Origin of the sequence: Ascidiaceihabitans sp. (assembly GCF_039986515.1) — a bacterium.
GTDB lineage: Bacteria > Pseudomonadota > Alphaproteobacteria > Rhodobacterales > Rhodobacteraceae > Ascidiaceihabitans.
The window spans coordinates 73,394-99,385 of the sequence record NZ_JBDWQO010000009.1 but is presented as its reverse complement, the minus strand read 5'-3'; the positions used below and the strand labels follow the sequence as shown (position 1 = coordinate 99,385).

Annotated in this window: 19 protein-coding genes; 5 read left to right on the top strand and 14 right to left on the bottom strand. The window is 55.2% G+C overall.

The window, feature by feature from the left end; translation table 11 throughout:
- Positions 1-32: 32 nt before the first annotated feature.
- The 8 genes from ABJL60_RS09615 to xdhA all read right to left on the bottom strand — a co-directional run bounded on the left by ABJL60_RS09615 (position 33) and on the right by xdhA (position 9,773).
- Positions 33-446 (bottom strand): NUDIX hydrolase, encoded by a 414-nt coding sequence (locus ABJL60_RS09615; RefSeq protein WP_348288934.1) that lies wholly within the window; start codon positions 444-446, stop codon positions 33-35.
- Positions 447-653: 207 nt separating this feature from the next.
- A complete protein-coding gene (locus ABJL60_RS09610; RefSeq protein ID WP_348288937.1) occupies positions 654-1,727 on the bottom strand; it encodes a BMP family ABC transporter substrate-binding protein in 1,074 nt (357 codons plus the stop codon).
- Positions 1,728-1,761: 34 nt separating this feature from the next.
- A complete protein-coding gene (locus ABJL60_RS09605; protein ID WP_348288940.1) occupies positions 1,762-2,682 on the bottom strand; it encodes an ABC transporter permease in 921 nt (306 codons plus the stop codon).
- Entirely contained in the window at positions 2,682-3,764 is a 1,083-nt protein-coding gene (locus ABJL60_RS09600; protein WP_348376134.1) for an ABC transporter permease, read from the bottom strand. Before ABJL60_RS09600 ends, ABJL60_RS09605 begins: the two co-directional genes overlap by 1 nt.
- A 57-nt stretch (positions 3,765-3,821) precedes the next feature.
- A complete protein-coding gene (locus tag ABJL60_RS09595; protein WP_348376133.1) occupies positions 3,822-5,339 on the bottom strand; it encodes an ABC transporter ATP-binding protein in 1,518 nt (505 codons plus the stop codon).
- Positions 5,336-6,103: a xanthine dehydrogenase accessory protein XdhC gene (xdhC, locus tag ABJL60_RS09590; protein ID WP_348288946.1), complete on the bottom strand. Its 768-nt coding sequence runs from the start codon at positions 6,101-6,103 to the stop codon at positions 5,336-5,338. The genes ABJL60_RS09595 and xdhC overlap by 4 nt, the downstream gene beginning before the upstream one ends.
- On the bottom strand, positions 6,100-8,391 hold the full coding sequence (gene xdhB, locus ABJL60_RS09585; protein ID WP_348376132.1) for a xanthine dehydrogenase molybdopterin binding subunit: 2,292 nt from the start codon (positions 8,389-8,391) through the stop codon (positions 6,100-6,102). The genes xdhC and xdhB overlap by 4 nt, the downstream gene beginning before the upstream one ends.
- Entirely contained in the window at positions 8,388-9,773 is a 1,386-nt protein-coding gene (gene xdhA / locus ABJL60_RS09580; RefSeq protein ID WP_348376131.1) for a xanthine dehydrogenase small subunit, read from the bottom strand. Before xdhA ends, xdhB begins: the two co-directional genes overlap by 4 nt.
- A 175-nt stretch (positions 9,774-9,948) precedes the next feature.
- On the opposite strand from xdhA, the gene dnaE reads away from it, so the two are divergent.
- Complete coding sequence (dnaE, locus tag ABJL60_RS09575; protein ID WP_348376130.1) at positions 9,949-13,449, top strand: DNA polymerase III subunit alpha; 3,501 nt, start codon at positions 9,949-9,951, stop codon at positions 13,447-13,449.
- Positions 13,450-13,541: 92 nt separating this feature from the next.
- Positions 13,542-14,786, top strand: a complete 1,245-nt coding sequence (locus tag ABJL60_RS09570) for a hypothetical protein (protein WP_348376129.1) — start codon at positions 13,542-13,544, stop codon at positions 14,784-14,786.
- A 49-nt stretch (positions 14,787-14,835) separates the two neighbouring features.
- Here ABJL60_RS09570 and ABJL60_RS09565 read toward each other — a convergent pair whose 3' ends face one another.
- Entirely contained in the window at positions 14,836-15,030 is a 195-nt protein-coding gene (locus tag ABJL60_RS09565; protein WP_108829273.1) for a SlyX family protein, read from the bottom strand.
- Between the two features lie 140 nt (positions 15,031-15,170).
- Here ABJL60_RS09565 and hisS point away from each other — a divergent pair, with 140 nt between their 5' ends.
- From hisS to hisG, 3 genes are read left to right on the top strand one after another with little or no spacing between them, the layout of a single operon-like run.
- Positions 15,171-16,676 (top strand): histidine--tRNA ligase, encoded by a 1,506-nt coding sequence (hisS, locus tag ABJL60_RS09560; protein ID WP_348376264.1) that lies wholly within the window; start codon positions 15,171-15,173, stop codon positions 16,674-16,676.
- 7 nt (positions 16,677-16,683) lie between these two features.
- The gene (locus ABJL60_RS09555; RefSeq protein WP_348376263.1) at positions 16,684-17,739 is read left to right on the top strand and encodes an ATP phosphoribosyltransferase regulatory subunit; all 1,056 of its coding nucleotides are present in this window, start codon (positions 16,684-16,686) and stop codon (positions 17,737-17,739) included.
- Positions 17,736-18,443: an ATP phosphoribosyltransferase gene (gene hisG / locus ABJL60_RS09550; RefSeq protein ID WP_348376128.1), complete on the top strand. Its 708-nt coding sequence runs from the start codon at positions 17,736-17,738 to the stop codon at positions 18,441-18,443. The genes ABJL60_RS09555 and hisG overlap by 4 nt, the downstream gene beginning before the upstream one ends.
- A 74-nt stretch (positions 18,444-18,517) precedes the next feature.
- Here the strand turns inward: hisG and ABJL60_RS09545 are convergent, their stop codons facing one another.
- The 5 genes from ABJL60_RS09545 to ABJL60_RS09525 all read right to left on the bottom strand — a co-directional run bounded on the left by ABJL60_RS09545 (position 18,518) and on the right by ABJL60_RS09525 (position 25,990).
- Positions 18,518-21,535, bottom strand: a complete 3,018-nt coding sequence (locus tag ABJL60_RS09545; protein ID WP_348376127.1) for a hypothetical protein — start codon at positions 21,533-21,535, stop codon at positions 18,518-18,520.
- A 73-nt stretch (positions 21,536-21,608) separates the two neighbouring features.
- Positions 21,609-23,363, bottom strand: coding sequence for a methionine--tRNA ligase (metG, locus tag ABJL60_RS09540; RefSeq protein WP_348376262.1), 1,755 nt, complete (start codon positions 23,361-23,363; stop codon positions 21,609-21,611).
- Between the two features lie 54 nt (positions 23,364-23,417).
- Positions 23,418-24,647 (bottom strand): MFS transporter, encoded by a 1,230-nt coding sequence (locus tag ABJL60_RS09535; RefSeq protein ID WP_348376126.1) that lies wholly within the window; start codon positions 24,645-24,647, stop codon positions 23,418-23,420.
- Between the two features lie 98 nt (positions 24,648-24,745).
- Positions 24,746-25,348, bottom strand: a complete 603-nt coding sequence (locus ABJL60_RS09530) for a YceI family protein (protein WP_348376125.1) — start codon at positions 25,346-25,348, stop codon at positions 24,746-24,748.
- A 102-nt stretch (positions 25,349-25,450) separates the two neighbouring features.
- Complete coding sequence (locus ABJL60_RS09525; RefSeq protein WP_181364504.1) at positions 25,451-25,990, bottom strand: hypothetical protein; 540 nt, start codon at positions 25,988-25,990, stop codon at positions 25,451-25,453.
- Positions 25,991-25,992: the final 2 nt, after the last annotated feature.

Genomic DNA, 25,992 nt, shown 5'->3' with positions numbered 1-25,992 from the left:
CAACACTTGTGCTTACTTTGTTAAAAAATTGCTTAGAACTGACGCAAAATAGCTTTTAAAGCGGTCTCGTTCACCATCTCGGCGGCCTGCGCGGCAGGAACCCATTTGCGTGTGCGCTCAAGCGCTTCGGGAAAGTCATCGGATAGCGTTTTTACAGGCAGGTCGTACACAAGCGTGCGCACCGGCACAGACAGGCCGCTGGCTTTGCGTTTGGCATAAGTATAGCTGCCGATAGGCTGTGGATTGACGATGCTTTGCGTGACGCCGGCCTCTTCCCATGCTTCTTGCAACGCGGATTCTGCACCGTTCTTGCCGCGCATCGGCCACCCCTTGGGGATAATCCAACGTCCTGTGTCGCGGCTGGTCACCAACAGGACTTCGCGCACACCAGCCCGTTCGCGATGGCACAGCGCCGCGACTTGCAGCCTTTTGGGCCGCTGAAACATAGGACTTAGGATGCTCTCCCAGAGAGCATTGAATAGACGGGACAAAGGGAACCTGCTCAGGTAATTATTTTTATCTAGCTGATTAGATAGGGGATTTTGCAAGGATTTGCAAATTCAGGCCATTTCCGGCGACCGCAGATGCACAAAAAAGGCCCCAAGCAAAATGCCAGGGCCTTTCAAGAAAACACAATAAACTAAAGATATAGCTTACTGCGGGATGTCGCCTGTTATGCCTTCAACGTAGAAGTTCATTCCAGCCAATGTACCGTCATCCGCTGTCTCGCCTTCGGCCAAGAAATCAGAGCCGTCCTGCTTTTTCAAAGGACCGGTGAACGCGTGGTAGGACCCGTCCGCCAAGGCCGCTTTCATCGCCAAAGCTTCGGCTTTCACGTCCGCTGGAACCGCGTCGGAAATCTCGCCGATGCCAACCATGCCAGCACCGATGCCGTCCCATGTGTCTGTGGACGTCCATGTGCCGTCCATAACGGCTTTGGTGCGGGCGATGTAGTAGGGCGCCCAGTCATCAATGATCGAAGACACGCGTGGCATCGGGCCGTATTGGCTCATGTCAGAGGCTTGGCCAAAGGTGATCACGTTGCCTGCTTCTTGAGCTGCGGCTTGGGGGGCTGTGGAGTCTGTGTGTTGCAGCACAACGTCCGCGCCTTGCTCGATCAGCACCTTGGCGGCGTCTGCTTCTTTGGCTGGATCAAACCAAGTGTAGGCCCAGATGATCTTGAATTCGACGTCCGGGTTTACCTTTTTGGCGTGGATGAAGGCAGAGTTGATGCCACGGATAACTTCCGGGATCGGGAAAGAGCCGATGTAGCCCACGATGTTGGATTTGGTCATTTTGCCCGCGATGTGGCCTTGGATCGCGCGGCCTTCATAGAAGCGTGCGGAATATGTGGATACGTTGTCGGCGCGTTTGTAGCCAGTGGCGTGCTCAAACTTCACATTTGGGAATTTGGCAGCGACGTTGATTGTTGGGTCCATGTAGCCAAAAGACGTGGTAAAGATCAGGTCCGCACCGTTCAACGCCATCTGTGTCATGACACGCTCTGAATCGGGGCCTTCTGCCACGCTTTCCACAAACACGGTTTCGACTTTGTCGCCGAATTCCGCTTCAACAGCTTCGCGCCCTTTGTTGTGCTCATATGTCCAGCCGCCGTCGCCGATTGGGCCAACATATACGAAGCCCACTTTTGTTTTGTCTTCGGCAAAAGCCGATGTCGCCAGACCCAGCGCGACTGCGGCGCCTGTCAGGATTTTGGTGAAAGTCATAGTAGGAGAACCCCCCGGTTTTTTGATTGGCCTGCTATTGCGAGGCATGGAAAATGCGCCCAAGTGATCCGGGCGCACGTGATTTGTCCTTGGCCAGAATCACCAGAACGACGATCGTGACAATGTAGGGAGACATTGCCAAATACTCGACCGGAATAGCAACGCCTGCGCCTTGCAGATTAAGCTGCAATTGGGTGATTCCGCCAAAAAGATAGGCACCCAACAACACACGCCACGGTTTCCAACTGGCAAATACAACCAGTGCAAGAGCGATCCAGCCGACACCGGCTGTCATCCCTTCGGTCCATTGCGGCACGCGGATGAGGGAAATGTAGGCTCCACCCAGCCCCGCGCAGGCCCCACCGAACATGATCGCCAGCGTTCTAATCCGTTTGACTTTGTACCCAAGCGCATGTGCCGCATCATGGTTTTCACCAACAGCCCGCAGAACCAGCCCCATACGTGTGAATTTCAAAACGGCCCAAACACTCGCTACGACCAGAAGGCCCAGATAAACGATGGGGTCATGGGAAAACAAAATCGGGCCAAGCACTGGAATATCAGCCAATGGCCCGAAATCCACATCGCCCATACGTGGCGGTTTGATGCCCACATAGCTTTGGCCCATCAGGGCTGACAGGCCTAACCCAAACAAGGTTAACGCAAGACCGGAAGCCACCTGATTTGCCAGTGCCACCTGCGTCAGAAAAGCAAACAGCAATGACAAAGTGGCACCGCCCAAAGCGGCCATGACAAAGCCCAAAGCAGGGGATCCGGTGTTCACGGTGATGATGAACCCGCATATTGCGCCGGTGATCATCATGCCTTCGACACCAAGGTTCAAAACGCCAGCACGTTCGGCGACGAGTTCGCCCGTGGCCGCCAGCAAGATCGGGGTGGCAGCACTTATGAGCGCGGCGATCAGGATAATCGGATTGATTGCACTTAGATCCATTATGCGGCCTCCGCTTGTCCCACCCGAAGGCGGTAGTTGGTCAACAAATCAAAGGCCAACAGGAAGAACAAAAGCATCCCCTGAAACACCTGAATGGCGGCGACGGGCAAACCCATCTGGCTTTGTGCGATGTCGCCACCGATGTAGGTCAGCGCCATCAGTCCACCCGCAAAAAGAATGCCGATGGGGTGAAGACGACCCAGAAAGGCCACGATGATGGCGGTAAACCCATAACCCACGTTAAAGTCGATCGTGACTTGGCCTGCAGGGCCCGCGACTTCGAATATGCCTGCTAAACCGGCTAAAACACCGGAAAGGCCAAGGCAAAACAGGATCAGTCGGGACGGGTTCACGCCGCCAAACTTGGCAGCCCTTGGGGCTTCTCCAGTGACGCGAATTGCGAAACCTAGGCGGTGGCGGGCCAGAAGAACATAGGCAAAGATCACGGCAATAAAGGCCGCAACAACGCCCCAGTGCATCCCGGAATTCGCAAACAGCTCTGCATTGTGGGCGCTAGGATATTGTTGCAGATTGCGTGATCCCGGAAACCCGAACCCTTCTGGATTCTTCATTAACCCCAAAGACATAGAGGCCAAAAACTGTTCGGCCACATAGACCAGCATTAGGCTGACTAGGATCTCATTGGTCCCAAACTTCACCTTCAAGATGGCAGGGATCATGGCCCAAACCCAGCCTCCAAAAGCACCAGCCAAAACCATCAAGGGAAAGACGATAAAACTGTCCATTGGATAAAACGCCAACCCGACACCTGCACCAAACAAGGCACCCATGATGTACTGGCCTTCAGCGCCAATGTTCCAGATGCCCGCCTTGAAGCCCAAGGCCAACCCGATGGCAATCAACACCAAAGGCGCACCTTTGATCAACAATTGCGGGCGGTAAAAGAACGAAAACTCGCCAAACAGCGGTTCCCAGAAAATGGTCAGGATTGCCTGCACCGGATCTTTGCCCAGCGCAGCAAACAAAGCCCCGCCAAAAATCACAGTGGCCAAAACCGCCAACAAAGGCGACGCCAGCGCAAATCCCTGACTGGGCTGTGGGCGTTTCTCAAGCCTGATCATACCCAATTCCCCTGCTTCATCTCGCCAAATAAACCTCCGCCGGAGGCTCCCGCATTCTCAACCATGAGCAACCTCCATCCCATGGGCACCACCCATCATCAAACCGATCTCGTCCACAGTCAGCCCCGCAGCCGGGCGCGGTTGGCTCAGGCGGCCTTCGTTCAATGCAGCAAATCTGTCCGAGATTTCCATCAGCTCGTCCAAATCCTGTGAAATGACAATCACTGCGGCACCACCTTCTGCCAAATCCAACAGGGCCTGACGAATTGCGGCGGCGGCAGAGGCGTCCACGCCCCAAGTCGGCTGGTTCACCACCAAAACATCAGGGCGCTGCAAGACCTCGCGCCCGATGACGAATTTTTGCAAATTCCCGCCCGACAAAGACCGTGCTGCATTGCCTGAGCTGGGGGTGCGCACATCGAAGGCCTCGATGATGCGTTCGGCAAACCCACGGGCTGCGGACCAATTCAACAGACCATTTCGGTCAAGGTTTTCACGCGTAGCACCCGTCAGCATCGCATTTTCAATCAGCGACATATCGGGGGCCGCGGCGTGGCCCAATCGTTCTTCGGGTGCCGCCAGCAAACCAATTTTGCGCCGGGCATTGGGGCCAAGTGCTGCGATGTCGCGCCCTTTGTATTCAATCATGCCTGCCGGTGCGCGGGTTTCACCTGACAATGCGCCCAGCAGTTCATCCTGCCCGTTGCCCGCCACACCGCCGATCCCCATAATTTCGCCTTTATGAAGGGTCAGGGAAATGTCCCGCAATGGCATCCCGAACGCAGCGGCGGGGGGCAAATTCAGGCCCGAAAGCTGCAAAACGGCCTCTCCGGCTTTCGTTGATGCCCTTTGCGGCGTCTTTAGCGTTTCACCGACCATCATTTCAGCCATGTCCCGCGCGGATGTTTCGGCTGGAACGCAACTTCCGACGACTTTTCCCAAGCGCAAAATAGTGGCGGCGTCACACAGCGTTCTGATTTCTTCCAGCTTGTGCGAAATATACAATATGGACGTTCCCTCAGCACGCAGTGTGTTGAGCGTCTCGAACAGAATAGACACCTCTTGTGGGGTCAAAACAGACGTAGGCTCGTCCATAATCAGTAGTTTGGGTTCTTGCAAAAGGCAGCGGATAATCTCGACCCGCTGCTGTTCGCCTGCAGACAAATCGCCGACCACCCGGTCCGGTGACAAGGGCAGCCCATAAGCCTGTGACACCTGAGTGATGCGATCCGCCAATTGCCCCATTGCCGGCGCGTCTTCCATGCCAAGGGCAATGTTTTCTGCAACTGTCAGCGCATCGAACAGTGAAAAATGCTGAAACACCATGCCTACGCCGGCCATGCGGGCTGTGCGGGGATCAGGTGGCGTGAAAACGGCACCATTCAGGTGCATGGTGCCGTGATCCGGCTTCACAAGACCGTAGATCATTTTGACCAGTGTCGATTTGCCGGCGCCATTTTCACCCAAAAGGGCGTGGATTTCACCACGTCCGATGTCAAAACCGACGTCCGAATTGGCAACGACCCCGGGGTAGGCCTTGGTCAGGCCGTTCAAGCGCAGCAAAGTCTCGGTCATGCGGTCGCCTCCAAGCGCAGTTGGGTCAAAAGGGCTTTGACGGTGCCATATGCAATCAGGTCAGGATGTTTGCCAAGTTTTTTGTCACCAATCGGGCAAGTGATGCCGTCTGGGTCAACCAGCGCTGCCAGCAACTTTTTGCGAAAACGGGCCCATTTGGTCTTTGATCCGATCAATCCGCAATACGCAAAGCCGCGCGTCGACAAGGCCGCGCACAGCGCCAGATCAATGTCATGGGAGTAGGTCAAAATCAAATGCATGGCATCTTGTGGTGCATGTGCTGCCAAACGGGGCATATCGTGTGCCGGGACCTGTTGTGCGGCCTTGAAACCCGATGCGGGAAAGCGTGCGATGTCCTTGTCTACCCAAGTGATATCAAAGGCTTGTGTTGCTGATGCGGTGCGCACCACGGACCGCCCAACATGACCCGCACCCCAAACCCACAACGGGGACTTGATTGGGGTGCGCATCACGTCAACGGGCGGAGTGTCCTGCGTCACGTCGATAGGCGTTGGCGTGCGGGTATAGTGCAATGTGACAGCGCCGCCGCAACATTGCCCAAGGCGGGAACCAAGAGGAATGGTTTCGCGGGCTTCAAAGGACCCATCGTGTAGCATCCGGCGGGCCGAAGCGATGGATGCAAATTCCAATGCGCCGCCGCCGATTGTCCCAACTGTGTCTGTTGCGGTCACGCCCATCACCGTGCCTGCATCGCGCGGTGCCGAGCCTTTTGTGGCTTCTATTCTCACATAAATCGTCGTCATCCCCGCGCTCTTTTGATAGCGGAAAATACCTGTTCTGCTGTGGCGGGGGCCTGCAGATCTGGGTACTGTGTCCCGCAAGCGGCCACGGCGTCGCTTAGGGCAAAAAAGGCCGACATGCCCAACATGAACGGGGGCTCACCCACTGCTTTGGATTTGTAGATTGTGTCGGCAGGGTTTTCCCCGTCCCAAAGCGCAACATTGAAAATGTCGGGACGATCGGAACAGGCAGGAATTTTATAGGTGGATGGTGCGTGGGTGCGCAAACGCCCTGCATCATCCCAAACCAGTTCTTCGGTGGTCAACCAACCTGCCCCTTGCACATAGCCCCCTTCGATCTGGCCGATGTCGAGGGCGGGGTTCAATGATGCCCCGGCATCATGCAAAATATCTGTCCGCAAAATGCGGTTTTCACCAGTCAACGTGTCAACCGCAACCTCGGTCACAGCAGCGCCATAGGCAAAATAGAAAAATGGCCGGCCTTGGCCCTTGATGCGGTCCCACTGGATGTCGGGGGTTTTGTAAAACCCGGTCGCGGATAGGCTGATGCGAGCCTGATAAGCCATTTGTGCCGCCTGCGCGAAACTGTAGCTCTGCTGTGGCAGACAAACCTGTCCGTTTTCAAACCGCACAGCAGAGACATCGCAACCGTGAAGGTCCGAGACATGCTTCGCGATGCGGGCGCACAGTGTGTCACAGGCGATTTTGACGGCCATTCCGTTCAAATCACTGCCAGAAGAAGCTGCGGTGGCAGACGTATTGGGGACCTTTGCAGTGTCTGTGGCGGTGATTTTTATGGCATCCAAGGGCAGGCCAAAGCGGGATGCCGCAACTTGGGCGACTTTTTGAAACAGGCCCTGACCCATTTCTGTGCCGCCGTGATTGAGATGAACAGAGCCGTCTTGATACACATGCACCAATGCACCGGCTTGGTTCAAATGGGTCAATGTGAATGAAATGCCAAATTTGACAGGGGTCAGGGCCAGCCCGCGTTTGATGATGGCGTTTTTTTCATTCCATTCGGTCACGGCGGCGCGGCGGGTTTGATATGCGCAGGTTGCGGTTAATTCATTGACCAATTCCTGCGCGATGCAATCCTCGACAAGCTGGCCGTATGGCGTGGTTTTCTTTTCGCCGGAAATATCCCCCCCGGAGGGATAAAAGTTTTTCTGGCGCACGATGAGCGGATCAAGACCAAGACTATGGGACACATGATCCACAATGCGTTCCATACCCAACATCCCTTGCGGGCCGCCAAAGCCGCGAAACGCCGTGGCGCTTTGCATGTTGGTTTTCAGACGGTGGCTTTCGATGCGCACATTGGGCAGGAAATAGGCATTGTCTGCGTGCAGCATGGCGCGATCTGCAACGGGCAAAGACAAATCCTGCGCCCACCCACAGCGTGTGTAATGGACAACATCCAAGGCGTGAATGGTTCCGTCGGCGTCAAAGCCGCAGGTGTAATCTATGCGAAAATCATGACGTTTGCCGGTGATGGTCATATCATCATCGCGGTCATAGCGCATTTTGCATGGGCGTCCGGTGTACAGTGCCGCAATGGCACAGGCGATGGCCAAGGCATTGCCTTGGCTTTCCTTACCACCAAACCCGCCGCCCATACGCCGGGTTTCAACCCGGACAGAGTGCATGGGCTGCCCCGTGGCATGCGCGACTTTGTGCTGGATTTCTGTTGGGTGCTGGGTCGAGCTGTGTATCAGCAGATCACCGTCTTCACCGGGCAAGGCAAGGACTGCCTGACCTTCCAGATAAAAGTGTTCCTGCCCGCCCAGATTGATGGAACCTTGCACAGTTTTGTGGGCACTATTTAGTGCCCCGGCCACGTCCCCTCGGCCGTAGACCCGTGGGCCGTCTTCAAACCTACTGTTGGCTGTCAGGGCCTGTTCGATTGTCAAAATCGGGTCCCGTGCGGTGATGTCGATTTGCGCACGGCGCACTGCGTTGCGTGCGATATGATGGGACGTCGCCACAACCAAAAACATCGGTTGCCCAACGTAATGTACCATGTCGGTGGCCAAAAGCGGTTCATCATGATTGGACGGTGAACAATCCGCGTCATGCTGCAAATCCGACGCCGTCAAGACAGCGATAACACCGGGTGTTTCGCGCACGGCACCCAAATCCATGGAATTTAATGTGCCAGCGGCGACCGGACTGATCCCAAAAGCCAAGTGAAGTGTCCCATAAGGCGTTGGAATATCATCGACATATCGTGCGGCCCCAGACACATGCAGGGCAGCGGCGTCATGAGGTAAGGGTTTGGAAACACTCATGCGCGGACCTCCGACAAGGCGCATTGCACACCCTGTGTTTCGTTCCAGTATCTCAGGATCATGTTTTGCGCGGTTTGTATTCGGTATCCCGCCGATGCGCGTGCGTCGGACAGCGGTGAGAAGTCTTGTTCCATCGCCGTCATCGCTGCGTGCACCGTATCCAGCGTCCAAGGTTTGCCGCAAAGTGCTGATTCCGCTTGTGTGGCGCGTTTGGGAACACCTGCCATCCCGCCATAAGCCATGCGCGCATCTGACACCTTGCCGTTTGTCACATCGACCCAAAGGCAGCCACATACAGAGGATATGTCTTGATCAAACCGTTTTGACAATTTGTAGCACTTCAGCCGGTCGGGTTGTTTGGGAATTGTAATGCCGGTCACAAATTCTCCGGCCGCTCTATCTTGCTTGCCATAGTCCAGAAAGAAGGTTTCCAGCGGTATGCTGCGTGTTTTGTCTGCGCGCCGCAAATGCAATGTGGCGTCCAGTGCGATCAATGCAGGCGGGCCGTCCCCAATAGGCGAGCCGTTTGCGATGTTGCCGCCGATGGTTGCCGCATTGCGCACTTGGCGTGAGCCATAGCGTTGGATCATCTTTGAGAAACTCGGAAAGTCTTGTGCAATAATCGCGTCCAATTGGCTCAGTGTTGCCATGGCCCCGATATGAAAGTCGGTGTCGGTTTCTTTGCAAAGGGCAAGATCAGGCACGCGGTTCAGGAAGGCCACATGCCCCAGATCGCGCATTTGCTTTGTGACCCAAAGCCCCACGTCCGTGGCCCCCGCGATCAGCGTTGTTTCAGGGTTTTGTGCGTACCACCGTGCAAATTCGGCGAGTTCAGTAGGGGGCTCTGCCCCCGCGCTGTCGCGCCCCCCCGAAGTATTTTCAGCGAAAGGAAGGAGGGTGTCGTGCATGTGTGCGGGCACTGCACTGGATTGTGCAGCCGTCGCGGCCTTGATGATGGGCGCATACCCTGTGCACCGGCACAGGTTTCCAGCCAAAGCGGTGTCATGATCCGTGTCACCATTCAGGTGCGCCGTTGCCATCGACGTGATAAACCCCGGTGTGCAGAACCCGCACTGGCTGCCGTGATGATCGATCATTGCTTGCTGCACGGGGTGCGGTGTGCCGTCCGGGTGGGCCATCCCTTCCACGGTGCGCACTGCTTTGCCGTGGAGCTGGGGCAAGAACAAAATGCAGGCGTTTAGCGCCTTTGCGCCGGCTTCATCCGTCACCATGACAGTGCAGGCCCCGCAATCCCCTTCGTTGCACCCTTCTTTTGTGCCTGTCAGTCGTTGATCTTCGCGCAACCAATCCAACAGCGTCGTTGTGGCACCGACGTCATCAAGGTGCACCGTCTTTCCGTTAAGCCGAAAAGAGATATTCATATGAGATAACCTGCCACCCTACCTTAAAACCCAATTATATGCGGCGTCGATGTGGCGTAGACGGCACGGGCGTGTTGCTGACACTCTTGCAAGCAGCAAACGTTTTGGCAAGTCTTTGTGTGGAAGTGTCCAAGATGGTGTGGCGGGGCAGTGTGGATTGATTTAGGGTTCGGACATGACTTCTGATCCCCGATTCATTCATCTTCGCACCCATTCCGAATACTCTTTGCTGGAAGGGGCATTGCGGCTGAAAAAGCTGCCTGATTTATGTGCGAAACACGGTATGCCAGCCATGGCGCTGACCGATACCAACAATATGTTTGCCGCATTGGAATATTCCATTGCGATGTCAGGCAAAGGCGTGCAGCCCATCATCGGCTGTCAGGTCGACGTGACGTATATGGCCACCCGCCCCGGTGAAAAACCGCGCGCCCCTGCGCCTGTTGTGCTGCTGGCCCAGAATGAGACCGGCTACGAAAATCTGATGAAGCTGAATTCGTGTTTATACATTGGCAATTCGGAGCAACTGCCGCAAGTGACTGTGGATGAATTGGCGCAATATGGTGCTGGTCTGATCTGTTTGACAGGCGGACCGGAAGGACCGGTGGGGCATTTGTTGCAGGGCGGACAGCTGCCCGCAGCACAAGAGTTGATGGACCGTTTGCATGGCATCTACGGCGACCGCCTGTATGTTGAGTTGCAACGTCACCCCGGCGATGGCCAACCTGAGGCAGAGCGTTTGACGGAACGTGGTTTTGTCGAAATGGCCTATGCGATGAATGTGCCGCTGGTTGCGACAAATGATGTCTATTTTCCAGATGCCAAAATGTATGAGGCACATGATGCGCTGATTTGCATCTCTGAGGGGGCTTATGTTGATCAACAAGATGGCCGCAGGCGCCTTACCGCACAGCATTATTTCAAATCTCCTTCCGAAATGGCGACGTTGTTTGCCGACTTGCCGGAGGCCTTGGAAAACACAGTCGAGATCGCAAAACGCTGTGCGTTCCAGGCCTATCGTCGCGATCCGATTTTGCCAAAATTTGCCGACGACGAGGTGTCTGAATTGCGCCGCCAGTCCGAAGAGGGACTTCGTAAACGTCTGGCAGTCATTCCTCATGCTGTGGATGTGGCCGATTATGAGGCCCGTCTTGATTTCGAACTGAAGATTATCGAGGGCATGGGGTTCCCCGGCTACTTTCTGATTGTTGCCGATTTTATCAAATGGGCCAAAGACAATGGCATCCCGGTTGGTCCTGGCCGTGGGTCGGGCGCGGGGTCCTTGGTGGCGTATGCACTGTTGATCACGGACCTTGATCCTTTGCGCTATCAGCTTCTTTTTGAACGGTTTTTGAACCCTGAACGTGTATCCATGCCGGATTTCGACATCGATTTTTGTATGGACCGCCGCGAAGAAGTCATTCGCTACGTTCAGGAAAAATATGGCCGCGATAAAGTGGGCCAGATTATTACCTTTGGTGCTTTGCTCTCGAAGGCCGCTGTGCGCGATATTGGCCGCGTTTTGCAAATGCCTTACGGACAGGTTGACCGTTTATCAAAGTTAATTCCGGTCGAAGGCGTTAAGCCTGTTTCGATCGAAAAAGCACTGGTTGACGAGCCGCGCCTGCGCGAGGAAGCCCGCAACGAAGAGGTGGTCGCGCGGCTTTTGGAGTACGGCCAACAAGTTGAAGGCTTGTTGCGAAATGCATCGACACACGCGGCGGGCGTTGTGATTGGTGATCGTCCTTTGGATGCGCTTGTTCCGCTGTACCAAGATCCGCGATCCGACATGCCAGCCACGCAGTTCAACATGAAATGGGTTGAGCAGGCAGGTCTGGTCAAGTTCGACTTTCTGGGCCTCAAAACCTTGACCGTCATTCAGAATGCCGTGGACCAGATCCGTGCAGGTGGAAGGCACTTGCATATCGCGGCAGACGGCACTGAACTTTATGAACCACCGGAAGGTTTGGTGGACGACATTGCCACGATTCCGTTGGATGACGAGGCATCTTACAAACTGTATGCCAGCGCAAAAACTGTTGCTGTGTTTCAGGTTGAATCTAGCGGCATGATGGACGCGCTGAAACGCATGAAGCCGACATGTATCGAAGATATTGTGGCTTTGGTGGCCCTTTATCGTCCCGGCCCGATGGAAAATATTCCGACCTATTGTGAGGTGAAAAACGGGCTAAAGGCGCGCGAATCTGTCCATCCATTGATTGACCATATCCTTGAAGAAACCCAAGGAATTATCGTTTACCAAGAACAGGTTATGCAAATTGCGCAGGTCATGGCAGGGTATTCGCTTGGCGGGGCTGACCTGCTGCGACGCGCTATGGGTAAAAAGATCGCCGAGGAAATGGCGAAAGAGCGCCCCAAGTTTGAAAAGGGGGCGATGGAAAATGGAGTGGACCAGAAAAAGGCTACAGAGGTTTTCGACCTTCTTGAGAAATTCGCCAACTACGGTTTCAACAAATCCCACGCGGCGGCTTATGCGGTGGTCAGCTATCAAACGGCTTGGCTGAAGGCGAACCATCCGGTGGAATTTATGGCTGGCGTGATGAACTGCGATATTCATCTGACGGACAAGTTGGCGGTGTATTTTGAAGAAGTGCGCAAGCGTTTGGAATTGCCTTGGGTGCCGCCTTGCGTGAACCGTTCTGACGCGACATTTAAGGTCGTTGATGGCGCGTTGGTCTATGCGCTGGGGGCGTTGAAAAACGTTGGCGTCGAGGCCATGAAATTGATCGTGGAAGGGCGTGACGGCAAACCATTTGCGACCTTGTTTGATTTGGCCCGACGCGTTGACTTAAAGCGTGTTGGCAAAAGACCATTGGAAATGCTGGCCCGGTCCGGTGCATTTGATGCGCTTGATAAAAACCGGCGCCGCGTGTTTGACGCCCTTGACCCACTTGTTAACTATTCCGCTGCAATTCATGAACAAAAGAACTCCAATCAGGTGTCGTTGTTCGGTGAAGCGGGCGACGATCTGCCGGAACCTCGCATGATGCCGGTCGATGATTGGATGCCCGCAGAACGGTTGGGCGAAGAATTCAAGGCCGTGGGCTTTTACTTGTCGGGTCATCCTTTGGACGACTACATGGGCGCGTTAAAGCGCAAGAATGTGGAAACTCTGGATCAGGTGCATGCTGCGGTCGAACGAAAAGGTGCAAAAAACGCCAAGATCGCAGGCGTCGTTGCAGGTGTTCAAATCCGCAAGTCTGCGCGCGGAAATCGTTTTGCCTTTGCGCAATTGTCCGACACGACAGGCGGTTATGAAATCACGATTTTCTCGGACACTTTGGAAAAAGCGCAGGACCATCTGGTGACGGGCGCCAAAGTCATCGTTGGCGTAGAAGCAACTATGGAGAGTGATCAACTAAAGCTTTTGGCACGGTCCGTTTCGCCGATTGACACTGTCGTGGCAGACGTCGGAGGCATCGGGTTGAAGATATTTGTTGAAGAACCCGGTGCGATCGCGTCAGTGGCGTCTGTTTTGGAGGGCGCGAAAACAGGCGCCAAGAACGCAGGGCGTGGCCCGATCCAGTTTTGCCTTATGGACGCGGGCCTGCCCGGTGAAGTCGAAATTGATTTGGGGCAAGACTATCCGATGAATCCCCAAATCAAAGGCGCCATAAAATCGCTGATGGGTGTGCTTGAAGTCGAAGATTTGTAAGCGGACATTTACCACGATACTGTTGATGTGGTGGACAGACGGACAATGCCTAGGTTAAGACTTTCGTAACCATAGAACCGGGGTGGGATATTTTGCGTTTTTCCTATGCATTTGCTTTGCTGTTCGTTCTATCCGCCTGTGGTGATCCGCTTGCACAGGTCGAACGCATTTCCGATGTCGAATTGGTCGAAGAAACGTCTGCCCAAGCCTTGCCCAGCCAAGAAGAACTGGACCGCGAAGGCGGTTTCTTTTCGCGTATTTTGCGCCGTGACACTGATCAAGCTGAAGTCGAAGCCACAGTATCAAGTGCCGAACAAGCGGTAGATTCGGGTGCGGATGACGCTTCTGAAGGTGCTGAAACAGAGGTTCTTATTGAAGCACAGCCTGCGTCTGAGCCGGCTGAGATAGCAGGGTTGGGAACTGAAGCAGAGGCTGCGCCGCAAGCAAATTTGGAAACACAAGCAGAACAGCAAACGCCGCCGAAGAAGGGCATTTTGGGTTGGCTGCAACCAAAAGCCGCTGACGAAGATACCGGATCTATCGTAGCAACCGAAGCCGTATCCGAAATTGACCCGGCACAGAATGCTGAACCGGCGACCACTTTCGATGCTGCCGTGACGACGTTAAATGATGCGGATGGTGCAACCGCAGATTTGGTAGAACCTAAAAAGCGCCGCGGCTTGTTCGGCTTGGGCCGGACCAATGATACGGAAAATCCCGAGACAGTGCGCACAGCGTCGCTGTCGCCCGAGCCTGTGGGCGACGCACCTGTTGAACGTGCAGAGCCATCAAAGCGGCGTGGTCTTTTCGCAGGAAGTTCTGGAACCGCATCGCGCGGTGGCGTGGATTCTGTGGACGTTCCCTACGGAACTGTGCTGCCATACGGCCAAGTCGCGCGTGTTTGTGATGCGCAGCGCAAGCCTATGGGGCGTAAACTTGATAAAGCACCGGCAAGGGGCAAAGGGTACGCATTGTTCGACAGTAACCCGGATGCGGGTGGACAGCGCACATTCTACATCACCGGATTTTCTGACGGATGCCCCCGCCAGTTTACAGCATCACTTGCTGTTTTCGGGGCACCCTCAATGCACGAACAATTGCGCTATGGACGTCCCAGTTCCGAATATCCGTACAGCACCACCGACAAAGCATACGAAAAGGTTAAATCGTCCGTTTGTGGTGTGGCGAAACGCAAACCCTGTGGCAGCAAAATCAGTCAAGTGGAACGCAATACGGTGTTTATCAGTACCTATGAGCGTTTTGAAGGCAACGCGCGCTGGGCAGATATTTTGATCCATGACGGTGTTGTGCTGGCCAAATCGATCAAATCGCCATGAATTGAGAACCTCCGCCGGAGGCTCCCGCCTGCATGTCTTGATGCTGTTCTCAGTAGTGTGGCGGACGTTCATCCCCAACGACAACGCCGCCACTTTGTGAAGCGTCCCGTTCCCCTTCACGCTGCATCAGCATGTGCACCCGACGGTTAAGTGTCACGATTTCTTCAGCTTGTTGGGCCACGATATCCGAAAGGTCTTCGACCATCCGCGTCAGGTGGGCCATGTCTTCTTCGAGTTTGTTCATGGATTGGTCTTTCAGCGCTACACGGTTGTGTCGCTTATCGCATAGTCTCGTAGAACAGCAACCTGAACCGGCGCTTCACAGTTGCCCCTGAACACGGCCTGCGGTAGAGGCTGACCCGTGTCAACGGACAGGAACCAATGATGGCAAAGCCCAAGAAAACCCCGCGCCCCAAGGCAGAAACGCCAAAGGGCTTTCGCGACTATTTCGGCACTGAGGTCACTCAGCGCACAGAAATGCTGCAAGCGATTGCCGGAGTGTATCATCGGTATGGCTTTGACGCACTGGAAAGCAGCGCAGTTGAAACTGTGGAAGCTTTGGGCAAATTCTTGCCTGATGTGGATCGTCCCAACGCGGGTGTGTTTGCCTGGCAAGAGGATGGCGAAGGTGAAAAGCCGGGCGATTGGTTGGCGCTGCGGTACGACATGACGGCCCCTTTGGCGCGTGTTTACGCACAGCACCGCAATGACCTGCCCAACCCTTACCGCCGATACACGATGGGCCCCGTTTGGCGCAATGAAAAGCCGGGGCCCGGCCGGTTCCGTCAATTTTATCAATGTGATGCAGACACTGTGGGCACAGCGTCCATGGCTGCAGATGCAGAGATTTGCGCGATGTTGTCGGATACGTTGGAAGAAGTCGGCATTGCGCGGGGCGACTACATTGTACGCATCAACAACCGTAAAGTACTGAACGGCGTCATGGAAGTGGCCGGCGTTCTGGATCCGTCTGATCCGGATAAATTCGCCTATGAGCGCGGCATTGTTTTGCGGGCCATCGATAAGCTTGACCGTTTGGGCATGGAAGGGGTGCGCGCACTTCTTGGCGAAGGTCGTAAAGATGATAGCGGCGACTTTACTGATGGTGCGGGTCTCACGGACGCGCAGGCGGACACTGTCATGGGGTTCATGCAAGCAAAACGCGACACCGGGGCTGCCACAGTGGCCCGTCTCTATGAGCTGGTTGAAGGGTCCGAGATCGGCAAAGCGGGTGTGGGTGAATTGGAAACGATGGCAAGCTTGTTGGATGCGGGCGGATACCATGCGGACCGGATAGAAATTGATCCGTCGGTTGTGCGCGGCTTGGGGTATTACACAGGTCCAGTGTACGAGGCCGAATTGACCTTTGAAATTCTTGACGAAAAGGGCCGCAAGCGCAACTTCGGGTCCGTTGCTGGCGGCGGGCGGTACGACGATTTGGTCAAGCGTTTCACCGGTCAAGAGGTTCCTGCAACGGGTATATCCATTGGAGTGGATCGTTTACTGGCAGCGTTGCAGGCCAAGGGGCGCATGCAATCGACCAACCCCGGCCCTGTTGTTGTGACGGTTATGGACCGTGACAGGATGGCGGACTATCAGGCGATGGTTGCGGAGCTGCGTCAGGCGGGCATCCGCGCCGAGGTCTATCTGGGTAATCCAAAGAACTTTGGTAACCAATTGAAATACGCAGACAAACGCGCGTCACCCGTGGCCATTATTGAAGGGGGCGACGAAAAGGAACGCGGCGTTGTGCAAATCAAGGATTTGATCCTTGGCTCCAAGATCGCAGAAACGGCGACCCATGAAGAATGGAAAGACCGCCCCAGCCAATTCGAAGTACCACGGGCCCAGATGTTGGCCAAAGTCCAAGAGATTCTGAACAATGCGTAACATCCGTATGCGCGCGATGGAACTGCGTGCAACTTTTGAGATGCAGGGGGCGACCGTGGTCGAACCCCCTGTGTTGCAACCTGCTGAAACGCTTTTGGACCTGTACGGCGAAGACATTCGTGCGCGGGCCTATGTCACGTCGGATGCATTAAAAGGCGAACAGATGTTGCGCCCTGATTTCACGGTGCCTGTCGTGCAGATGCATATGTCTGACGGTGCAGAGCCCGCGCGTTACACCTATGCGGGTGAAGTGTTTCGCCGTCAGGAACATGATCCGGACCGCAGCAGTGAATACATGCAAGTGGGCTACGAGGTCTTCGACCGAACGGACCCCGCTGCGGCCGACGCAGAGGTTTTTTCGTTGATATCTCAAAGTGTTGCGCATTTAAAAACACATGTGGCGACGGGTGACATCGGAATTTTGATGGCAGCTGTACAAGGTTTGAACACCACCCGCGCCCGCAAAGATGCTTTGATGCGGCATATCTGGCGCCCGCGTCGGTTTCGCGCCCTGCTTGACCGCTTTTCCGGGCGTGTTCCAGCGCCTGCAACGCGCGTTGCTTTGTTGCGCGGTGAGGGTACGGTGGATGCACCAAACATTGGTCTGCGCAGTGCCGCCGAGATTGAAACACGCATTGCCGCTTTGCATCAAGACGCCGCCGCCGCACCGATTTCTCAGGCAGAGATGGAAGTTATTGATGCGTTGTTGAAGGTCCGTGAAACGGTACCTTACGCCTTGCAACAATTGCGCGATTTGGCCGTTGATATGCCTGCGATTTCATCAGCTGTGACCGGACTGGATGCGCGGTCCACTGCGATGGCGTCACGTGGAGTGGACGTGGATAACCTGCCGTTTGAGGCCAGCTACGGGCGCACGTCGATGGAATACTACGACGGATTTGTGTTTGGGATTTATGCCGATGGGCACCCTGAACTGCCAACTTTGGCCAGTGGTGGGCGCTATGATGCGTTGACCCGGCGGCTGGGGCAAGGGGCTGAAATTCCGGCGGTCGGCGCCGTGTTGCGCCCCGGATTGATCGCGAAACTGGAGGATGCGGCATGATTAAGTTGGGCGTGCCATCCAAAGGCCGGTTGATGGAAAAAACCTTTGACTGGTTTTCCGAACGCGGCATCGCCTTAAGCCGTAGCGGATCGGACCGCGAATATGCCGGCCGTGTCGAAGGCATTGATGGTGTGGCTTTGGTTTTGTTGTCGGCGGGCGAAGTGCCACGGGAACTTGCATCGGGAAATATCCATTTTGGCGTCACAGGCACGGATCTTGTGCAGGAAAAACTGCCGCTCTGGGAACAGCAAGTGGTCCCCGTTGAAGAGATGGGGTTTGGCCATGCAGATTTGATCATGGCAGTGCCACAATGCTGGGTCGACGTGGACACTCTGGACGATCTGGATGCCGCCGTCTCTGCGTTTCGTGCGACCCATGGCATGCGCCTGCGGATCGCCACCAAGTACCATCGACTTGTGCGCGATTTTCTGCGTAATGCAGGCGTCGCAGATTACGCGTTGGTCGACAGCCAAGGGGCCACTGAAGGCACGGTTGCCAATGAGACGGCTGAAATGATCGCGGATATTACCAGTTCTGGCGAGACGCTGCGCGCAAACCATTTGAAGATACTGCCAGATGGACTGGTGTTGGCGTCTCAGGCGACACTGTGGAAATCGCGTGTGGCAAACGTGGACTTGGCCGACCGTGCCGTTTTGGCCGCGTTTCTGGAAAAGGTCAGCGCTGGATTCGACGGACATGCTTAGGATTGGTGGGTACTGATCCTAACTGGCATACTGAGTGATGGTGGGCCGACGGTGTCGGCGGCCCACCTTTCCATTTATTGGGATTTCGCTGATCCGCTGGCGGATTGCACCTTCAGCTTCCAACCTTCGATGATCGTGCCTTCCGTTTTCAAACGGCTCGCCAGATAGTAAAGCCGCTGCGTTGCGGGCTGGTTTGGCGCGGTCTCAAAGCGTTGCTTTAGATAGTAAGGCGGGATCGCTTGAGAGTAGAGGGTCGCCGTCACCGTAACCTCCTTTGCGTTCACGCCTTTTGGCACCTTGATCTGGTAGGTCGTGCGGTCAGAACCGTCCCCAAAATCGGCATCCATTTTAGCTTTCCCTTCGGGAAGGGTCGCTTTCATAAAGGCCGCTGTGACTTCGCTGTCACCAAATTTCGCAATGAATTCAGGTGTTCCCGGCTTCAACGCGCCCTTTGGCGGCAGGCGATTGTCTTTGGGGTGGTAGACACGGTGCACAAAACTTGTGGTGAATTCGAGCTTAGCGTTCTGGGTCAGTTCCTCGTAAATTTGCACTTGGTCCTGATCGTCGATCACGGTGTAATGCGGCTGGAACAATGCTTCTTTTGCACCATCAGGGACGTGATCCAGAAACTCTGTTTTCAAGGGCTTGTTATCCGCGCCCAATATCACACCTGCGTCATTCGAGCAGCCCGAACACCAGATCACTTTGCCATCCTTTGAGGTTGCTTTTACCTCAAGGAAAGCACGACGGAAACCGACGCCTGACGGCAAACGGTGCCCTGTTTTGTTTGTCACGCTGACATGGGCCACAACGCCACCATCGCCCATTTCGACCTCGATCCCGACGTCGGCCGTTTCATCGCGTGCTTGCAGCGCCATTGTGTCCAACGACAACTGTGCGCCGTTTGTGGCCGATGTCATGGGATCAGTATAGCCCATGCCCAATTCTTCACTGAACTGACTTAACATCGACACCATGTAGGCGTTCAAGCCGACAAAGTTGTGGCGTTTGTAGTCTTCGCGGAAAGGAACCGTGATGTCTTTTGTCGGCAACAGATTGTCGACGTCGGGCAGGTTGCTATCCTGAATTGAGGCGATTTGGGTGGTGATGCTGTCGATCTTGATTTCGCCGTCAACGGTTTCGAAATTCCCTTTCATATGGCAATCCTGACAGGACTGTCCGGTGCCTTCTTCATTAAAGACGGAATTCACCCATTCGATGTATGTCGCCTGTTCGACAGAGTGTTGGAAATTCAGCAACCCTTCTGCAAACGTGGTGCCGTATTCATCTTTCAAGAAGGCTGCACCGTTCTTTGCAGCATCGTTGAACACCTTTTGATCGGCTTCCGAATACCCTTCCAATGGTTTGGTTTTGTCCGCATCAACATTGGGTAAATTGATCGTATGGCATGCCCCACACATCTGGCTGTCTTTAACATATTCGTTAAAGACCGGGGTGATCCCCATCGCATTTTGCATTGGTTTGACTGCGACATCCTTGAACGGTCCGCCCAATTCGTCAGCGTCGGTCAAGCGGAAGACGCCTGTCGTGCCATTCATCAGGTAGGTGTCGAGGGTGTTGTAGTCGGGCTGCCCTGCGGCTTGTTCGGGCGGCGCGATATGGTGGCAGACGGCACATGAAATACCCTCACGGCCCAGGTTGCCGTATTGGTGGTAATCGAAGACGCCTGCATCCTTCTGCTTTTGTTCTTCGGAGGCTGTTAGTGGATCATGTAGCAACGTATAGGCCACTTTGAAATCGTTGGCATTCAAACCCTTATCGGGGTTTTCATGGGCGTCGATGCTAAGCTGTCGTTGCCCCATTGCTGCGTGGCACGACAGACAAGTCGTGCCAAGATTGGATGATAGTTCACCCACGCCGGCCTCTTCCAGAAGGGCGAATTCGCTTTCAAGCTGGGCGTAGAAAATTGGATCACGCCCGGCCAAACCCATCGGGGACCAACGCCATTCTCCATATTCGGAAATGTTGTAACCCGTCCCATAGTCGGGGCCGGTTTGAATAAACATGGTGTTGCCGTAAGGCGCACCGCCAAGGCCGCCGTGACAGCCGACGCAGTTGTCCGACGTTAAGAAGTGTTGCGTGTCGTTGGGCCTTGCAGGCACATGGTCCAACCATTGGCTGGGCAAGCGCTGCACGTTGTCAGGGTTGATATTCACCCCGCCTGTCGGTTTGAACATAGCCAAAAATGTCGGATTCTGTTCGGTGGGCGAAACCGGTGCTGTCTTGGCCGTTTTCTGGGCGGACTTTTCACTGTGGAAATAGTCCTCGATTAGGGCTGTTTCGCCTGCGCCACCGGCTGGGCGCTGCCATTTGGGCAAGTTGAACGGCCCTTCGGGGAAGTTTTTCAGTTTGCGCCAGCTTTCATCGACGCGGAAGATGAAGGGCTGACCGGGATAACCTTCGACATTGTCCAAAGCGGAAAATATCAGTTCTTCCGCAGCTGAGGCATGGCACCGCATGCACGTGCCGTCGCCGGCAGACCCCGTTGGTGGGGTGTAGGGATACTTGCTGAAGTCGTCGATGGTGGCGTCTTGGTCGACGGAGGCAAAAAACCAGCCACCGTGGGACACAGCGCTGTCTTTTACCATCACCGTCCAGTTCAACCCGCCGTCTTTGCGGATATATTTCAACATTTCCGCTTCAACCGTGTCTGGATCGTCGGGATGCAAGTATGTCAGCATGTCGCGGTATTCGTTGTAGATCGCCGAGGGGGGCGTCGCCATTTCCTTGATCACGATCGCGCCGTCTTTGACCGTGCCTTTGCGTCCGCCCTCAAGCCAATCGATGATCTCTGGCGAATAGTACATGCGCACAGCGGGATGGACGCCGTAATTGGTATCAAGAACAAAGGGGCCTGTATCGCGCCATGATTTGTCGCGCACCCACTTTAGCTCTGCAAAGTCGCGATTTGCAATGAACGGATAAAGCTGCGCTTCGTAGTCCAGCAACGGCAAAGCAGATGGCAAGGGCAAACCAGAAGCTGACGTATCAGCTTGGGCGCGCGGCGGGGCAAAGGCAAAAACGACCGAACACAAAAAAACTGTGGCTGTGACAGCTATAAAACGCTTCATGGCAAAATTCCTCAATCTATGAGGGTACCCTGCGACGTTTTGTCAGTTCGATCAAGAATTTTTGATCAGTTTTTTACGTTCGAACCCCAGAGAAACGCGCCTGCCAGGTTTCGCGGTCTTCATCGCTGATTTTGGCAAAGCTGACATCCGGGACGGTAAACGCATGGCCCACGTCCAATGCGTTCAGCGCTTCAGCGACATCTGTCGGCCATGCCGCGTCTGTCGCGTTCATCGTCGCCAACAGATCTGCACCGGCATCGGGGATAAAGGGCTGTGACAAAACGGCGTAAAAGCGGATCAGGTTCAAAGCCAGCCGGATTTGTGCTGCGGCTTGGTCGGGGTCTTCTTTGAATGTGGACCACGGGGCAACCGTTTGCAGGTATTCGTTGCCTGCAGCCCACATCGCGCGCAATTCAGCGGCCGCTTTGCGCACTTCGATGGCGTCCATGTGGGATTGATACTGTGCCAGTCGCTTTTGCAGATCCGCAATCAGCGCGGCCTCAACATCGCCATAGGTTCCGCCCGCAGGAACAGTTTCGTCAAATTTGGAACGGCAGAATTTCGTGACACGGGACACGAAGTTACCCAAAACGTCGGCCAGGTCTTTGTTCGCGGTCTGTTGGAATGTTTCCCAAGTGAATTCGCTGTCAGAGCTTTCGGGCGCATTGCTAAGCAAATACCAACGCCAATAATCGGCAGGCAGCAGTTCAAGCGCTTGATCCATGAAAATCCCGCGCCCTTGGCTGGTGGAAAATTGCCCGCCGTCATAGTTCAGAAAGTTAAACGATTTCAGGTGGTCAACCATCTTCCACGGCTCACCCGACCCAAGGATTGTGGCCGGGAAACTTAGCGTGTGGAAGGGCACGTTATCCTTGCCCATAAATTGGGTGTAGCGCACGTCATCCGCGCCTTTGTCGGTCCGCCACCAGCGTTCCCAATCGGCTTGCGCCAATCCTTGGGCGTCGGCCCATTCACCGGCACAAGCGATATATTCGATGGGGGCGTCGAACCAGACATAAAAGACTTTGCCCTCCATGCCGGGCCAATCCTGATCACCGTTTTTCACCGGAATGCCCCAGTGTAAATCGCGTGTGATGCCACGGTCTCGCAGGCCGTCACCGTCATGCAGCCATTTCTTGGCAATGGACGTTGTCAGAACAGGCCAGTCGGTTTTACTGTCGATCCAAGCGTCTAGATCGTCCTTTAACGCGGATTGACGCAAAAACAGGTGTTTGGTTTCGCGCACCTCAAGGTCGGTGGATCCTGAAATGGCAGAACGCGGTTCGATCAAATCGGTCGGGTCCAGCTGCTTGGTGCAGTTTTCACATTGGTCGCCCCGCGCCTTGTCATAGCCACAGTTCGGGCATGTGCCTTCGATGTAGCGATCCGGCAAGAACCGCCCGTCTGCGTTGGAATAGACCTGCTTTTCGCTGACTTCTTTGATGAGCCCATTGGCTTGCAGCGCACCTGCAAAATGCTGGGTCAATGTGTGGTTCTGTGGGGACGACGACCGCCCGAAGTGATCAAAAGACAGGCGGAAACCCTTGGCGATTGCAGCCTGCACGTCGTGCATTTCAGCACAATAGTCTTCGACGGGTTTGCCCGCTTTGGCTGCTGCCAATTCCGCTGGCGTGCCATGTTCATCGGTGGCGCATAAAAACAGCACTTCGGCCCCGCGTGCACGTTGGTAGCGTGCAAACAGGTCTGCGGGCAGTTGGCTGCCAATCAGGTTGCCCAGATGTTTGATCCCGTTGATGTAGGGGATTGCCGAGGTGATGAGATGCCGTGTCATAGCCGTTGCCTTTTGTGCGCGTTGGCGATGCTTTATCAGGGCATTGCGGTCAGAGTACAGTGCCTAGGGTCAGAAGAAGCTATCCTTCACCTAGTCATCATGTGGCTTGCGGATCAGTTTTGTTAATCGTCCAACCAGAAATGAGGTGCGCGGCGCATAGATATAGCGCGTGCGTGTGTCCGGCGTTGGCCGTGCCCGCATCCGTGTCAGCCCGTAAAGCACCAAAATGGCGTGACCCGCGGCAATCATAATGAACAAGGCAGGCGGCCCAAAACTGTTGATCAATACAGAAGCCGCATAGGGCGCCGCAATCGCTCCCAGTGCAAAATAGAACATCAAAGCTGCTGACAATTCGACCCGTTCAGAATCGCTTGCAAAATCGTGGGCATGGGCTGCGGCCACAGAATAGATCGGGAAAGATGTAAGCCCGAAGAAAAACGCCGTCATCATAATCCCGGACGTTCCAAGCCCGGTGGCAAACGCAGTCACGGCGCAGCTGGCAATTGCGGAAACCGACAACCAAATCAACACCCAGCGACGATCGTATTTGTCTGCAAGCCATCCCACAGGATATTGGGCCACTGCGCCCCCTAGAACGAAAGCGGCGAGAAAGTAACCGATTTGCCCGGCGCTAAGCCCGACTTCCTGACCATAAAGCGGACCCACCATACGAAACGATGCGCTGGACAGGGCGGCCACAACGACACCTGCCGCCGCCAATGGGGATCGCTGAAAGGCCAGCTTGGGGCGCAATCGCGGGGCTGAGGGCGTGTCGGGTTGGGGCACTTTGGTCAGCGTCAGCGGCAACAGGGCGGCGCAACAGAAAATGGCGAGGATATTGTAGGACACGTAGCTGGCGGGACTTAGGACGCCGATCATCAACTGCGCGACCAACGATCCGCTCATGTCGATCACACGGTATGTGCCCATGGCACGGCCCCTTGTTTCATTGGTGACTTTGGCCTGCAGCCATGCTTCGATGACGGTGTAGCACCCCGCCACACAAAGGCCTGATGCGATGCGCATGACGGCCCAGGCATAGGGGTTCACGACCAGCATATGCGCCAATAGCCCGATGGCGCCTGTGGCGGTAAAGGCTGCAAACGCGCGGCTGTGCCCCACGCTGCCCATCAACCGGGGTGCCCACCAGCACCCGATGAAAAATCCCAGAAAATGCGCCGACCCCAACATGCCGATTTCTTGGGTCGAATACCCCAACACACTGCCTGACAAAGCGTCCAACGGGCCAACACCACCGGAACTCAGTTGCAGCAGAACCGCGGAAAAAAACAGGGCAGCAAAGGAAATGATCAAACGCATGATATCCCCATCATGGGCCTTGCGGCGTCATTCGCCTATTGGGAATTCGACGTTGTGGCGTCGTTTTTGCAACAACAGCAAAGACGGGGGTGGTTTTTTCAGGATGCCACGCGGATTTCCGCGTCGATGTCCATGCGTACGGTGTCCGCAACAAGGTCTTGGTAGCCGTTGATGCCGAACGTTTTGCGGCTTAGCGATCCGCGCATGCGAATGGTCAATGCGCTTAGATCATGCGCGGCACTGCCTTCGGGGCGAAAGACAGATGTGTCAAAGCGGATGCTGTGTGTCACGCCACGCAGGGTCAAGTCGCCGGTGATGACTGCGCCTTTTGATATGCTGCCTTGTGGCCCCAACCGCACAGAAGTTGTGACAAAGCGGGCATTTGGATGGGCCTTTGCATGCAGCATTGATGCGCTTTTAAGTGCCTCTGTTGCAAAGATAAGCCCGGTTTTTGCACGACGCACATCCGCAGAAACTTCAACGCGCGACGCCGCTAGATTGTTAGGGTCGATGCTAATTCGACTGGCGTTGACGGGAACGGTGCCACGGTGTTCGGTACCGGACAGTAAAAAGCTGTAGGTGATTTTTGCGCCCTTGGGGCCGATCACATATGCCTTCGGGGCCGCCAAAACCCGGGTTGCGATAAACGGCACGGGGATAAGACCTGCCAGAGCTGTTTTCAGAAATGTGCGGCGCTGCATGTGTCATCCCTTCGGGTTTCATACAAAGCCTAGCATGGGACAACGCGTATCGGGACAATCTTCACAAACTGTTGTTTTGGCGTCAACGCACCGAATGGCGCGTTATGCAGCTTGGATACTGGTGGGGGTGGCCTGTTTCGGACCTTGGGTGATTGTCCAGCTTTTCTGGGGGGCACGACGGGCACGCAAACGGTCCAAGCGCCAGGATTGCAAAGGGGCTGCATGTTGCGCTGTCAACGCCCAGCGCGTTTCAACACCCTGTGCGCCCCCCTCTCCGGGGGTCAGAAGCAACCCAAGCGGGGCGTGTGTTCTGTTTTGCCCGCCGGTCTCGGCAGCAAGATGGATGCGCCGCACTTGTGTGAGACCGGGCAGCCCCGGCACATCGGCAATCGCCAAATCAACGGCACCGGACCGCATGGCCTCTTCCATGCTCCATAAGATGTCTTCGGGGCGGCGGGGCGTCACAAAGATAAGACGCGCGGGGTTCACGATGTCCGCAACACCGCAGGCATGCAGGCGATCTGTGTTCCATTCAGGTGTAATCCAAAGGACAGGACCCTTGGTTCGGGCTGCAAGCCACAAACCGAATCTTTGCCGTGCTGTGCCGCAGGCTTCGTGCAGGCGACCATAGGGCAACGACATAT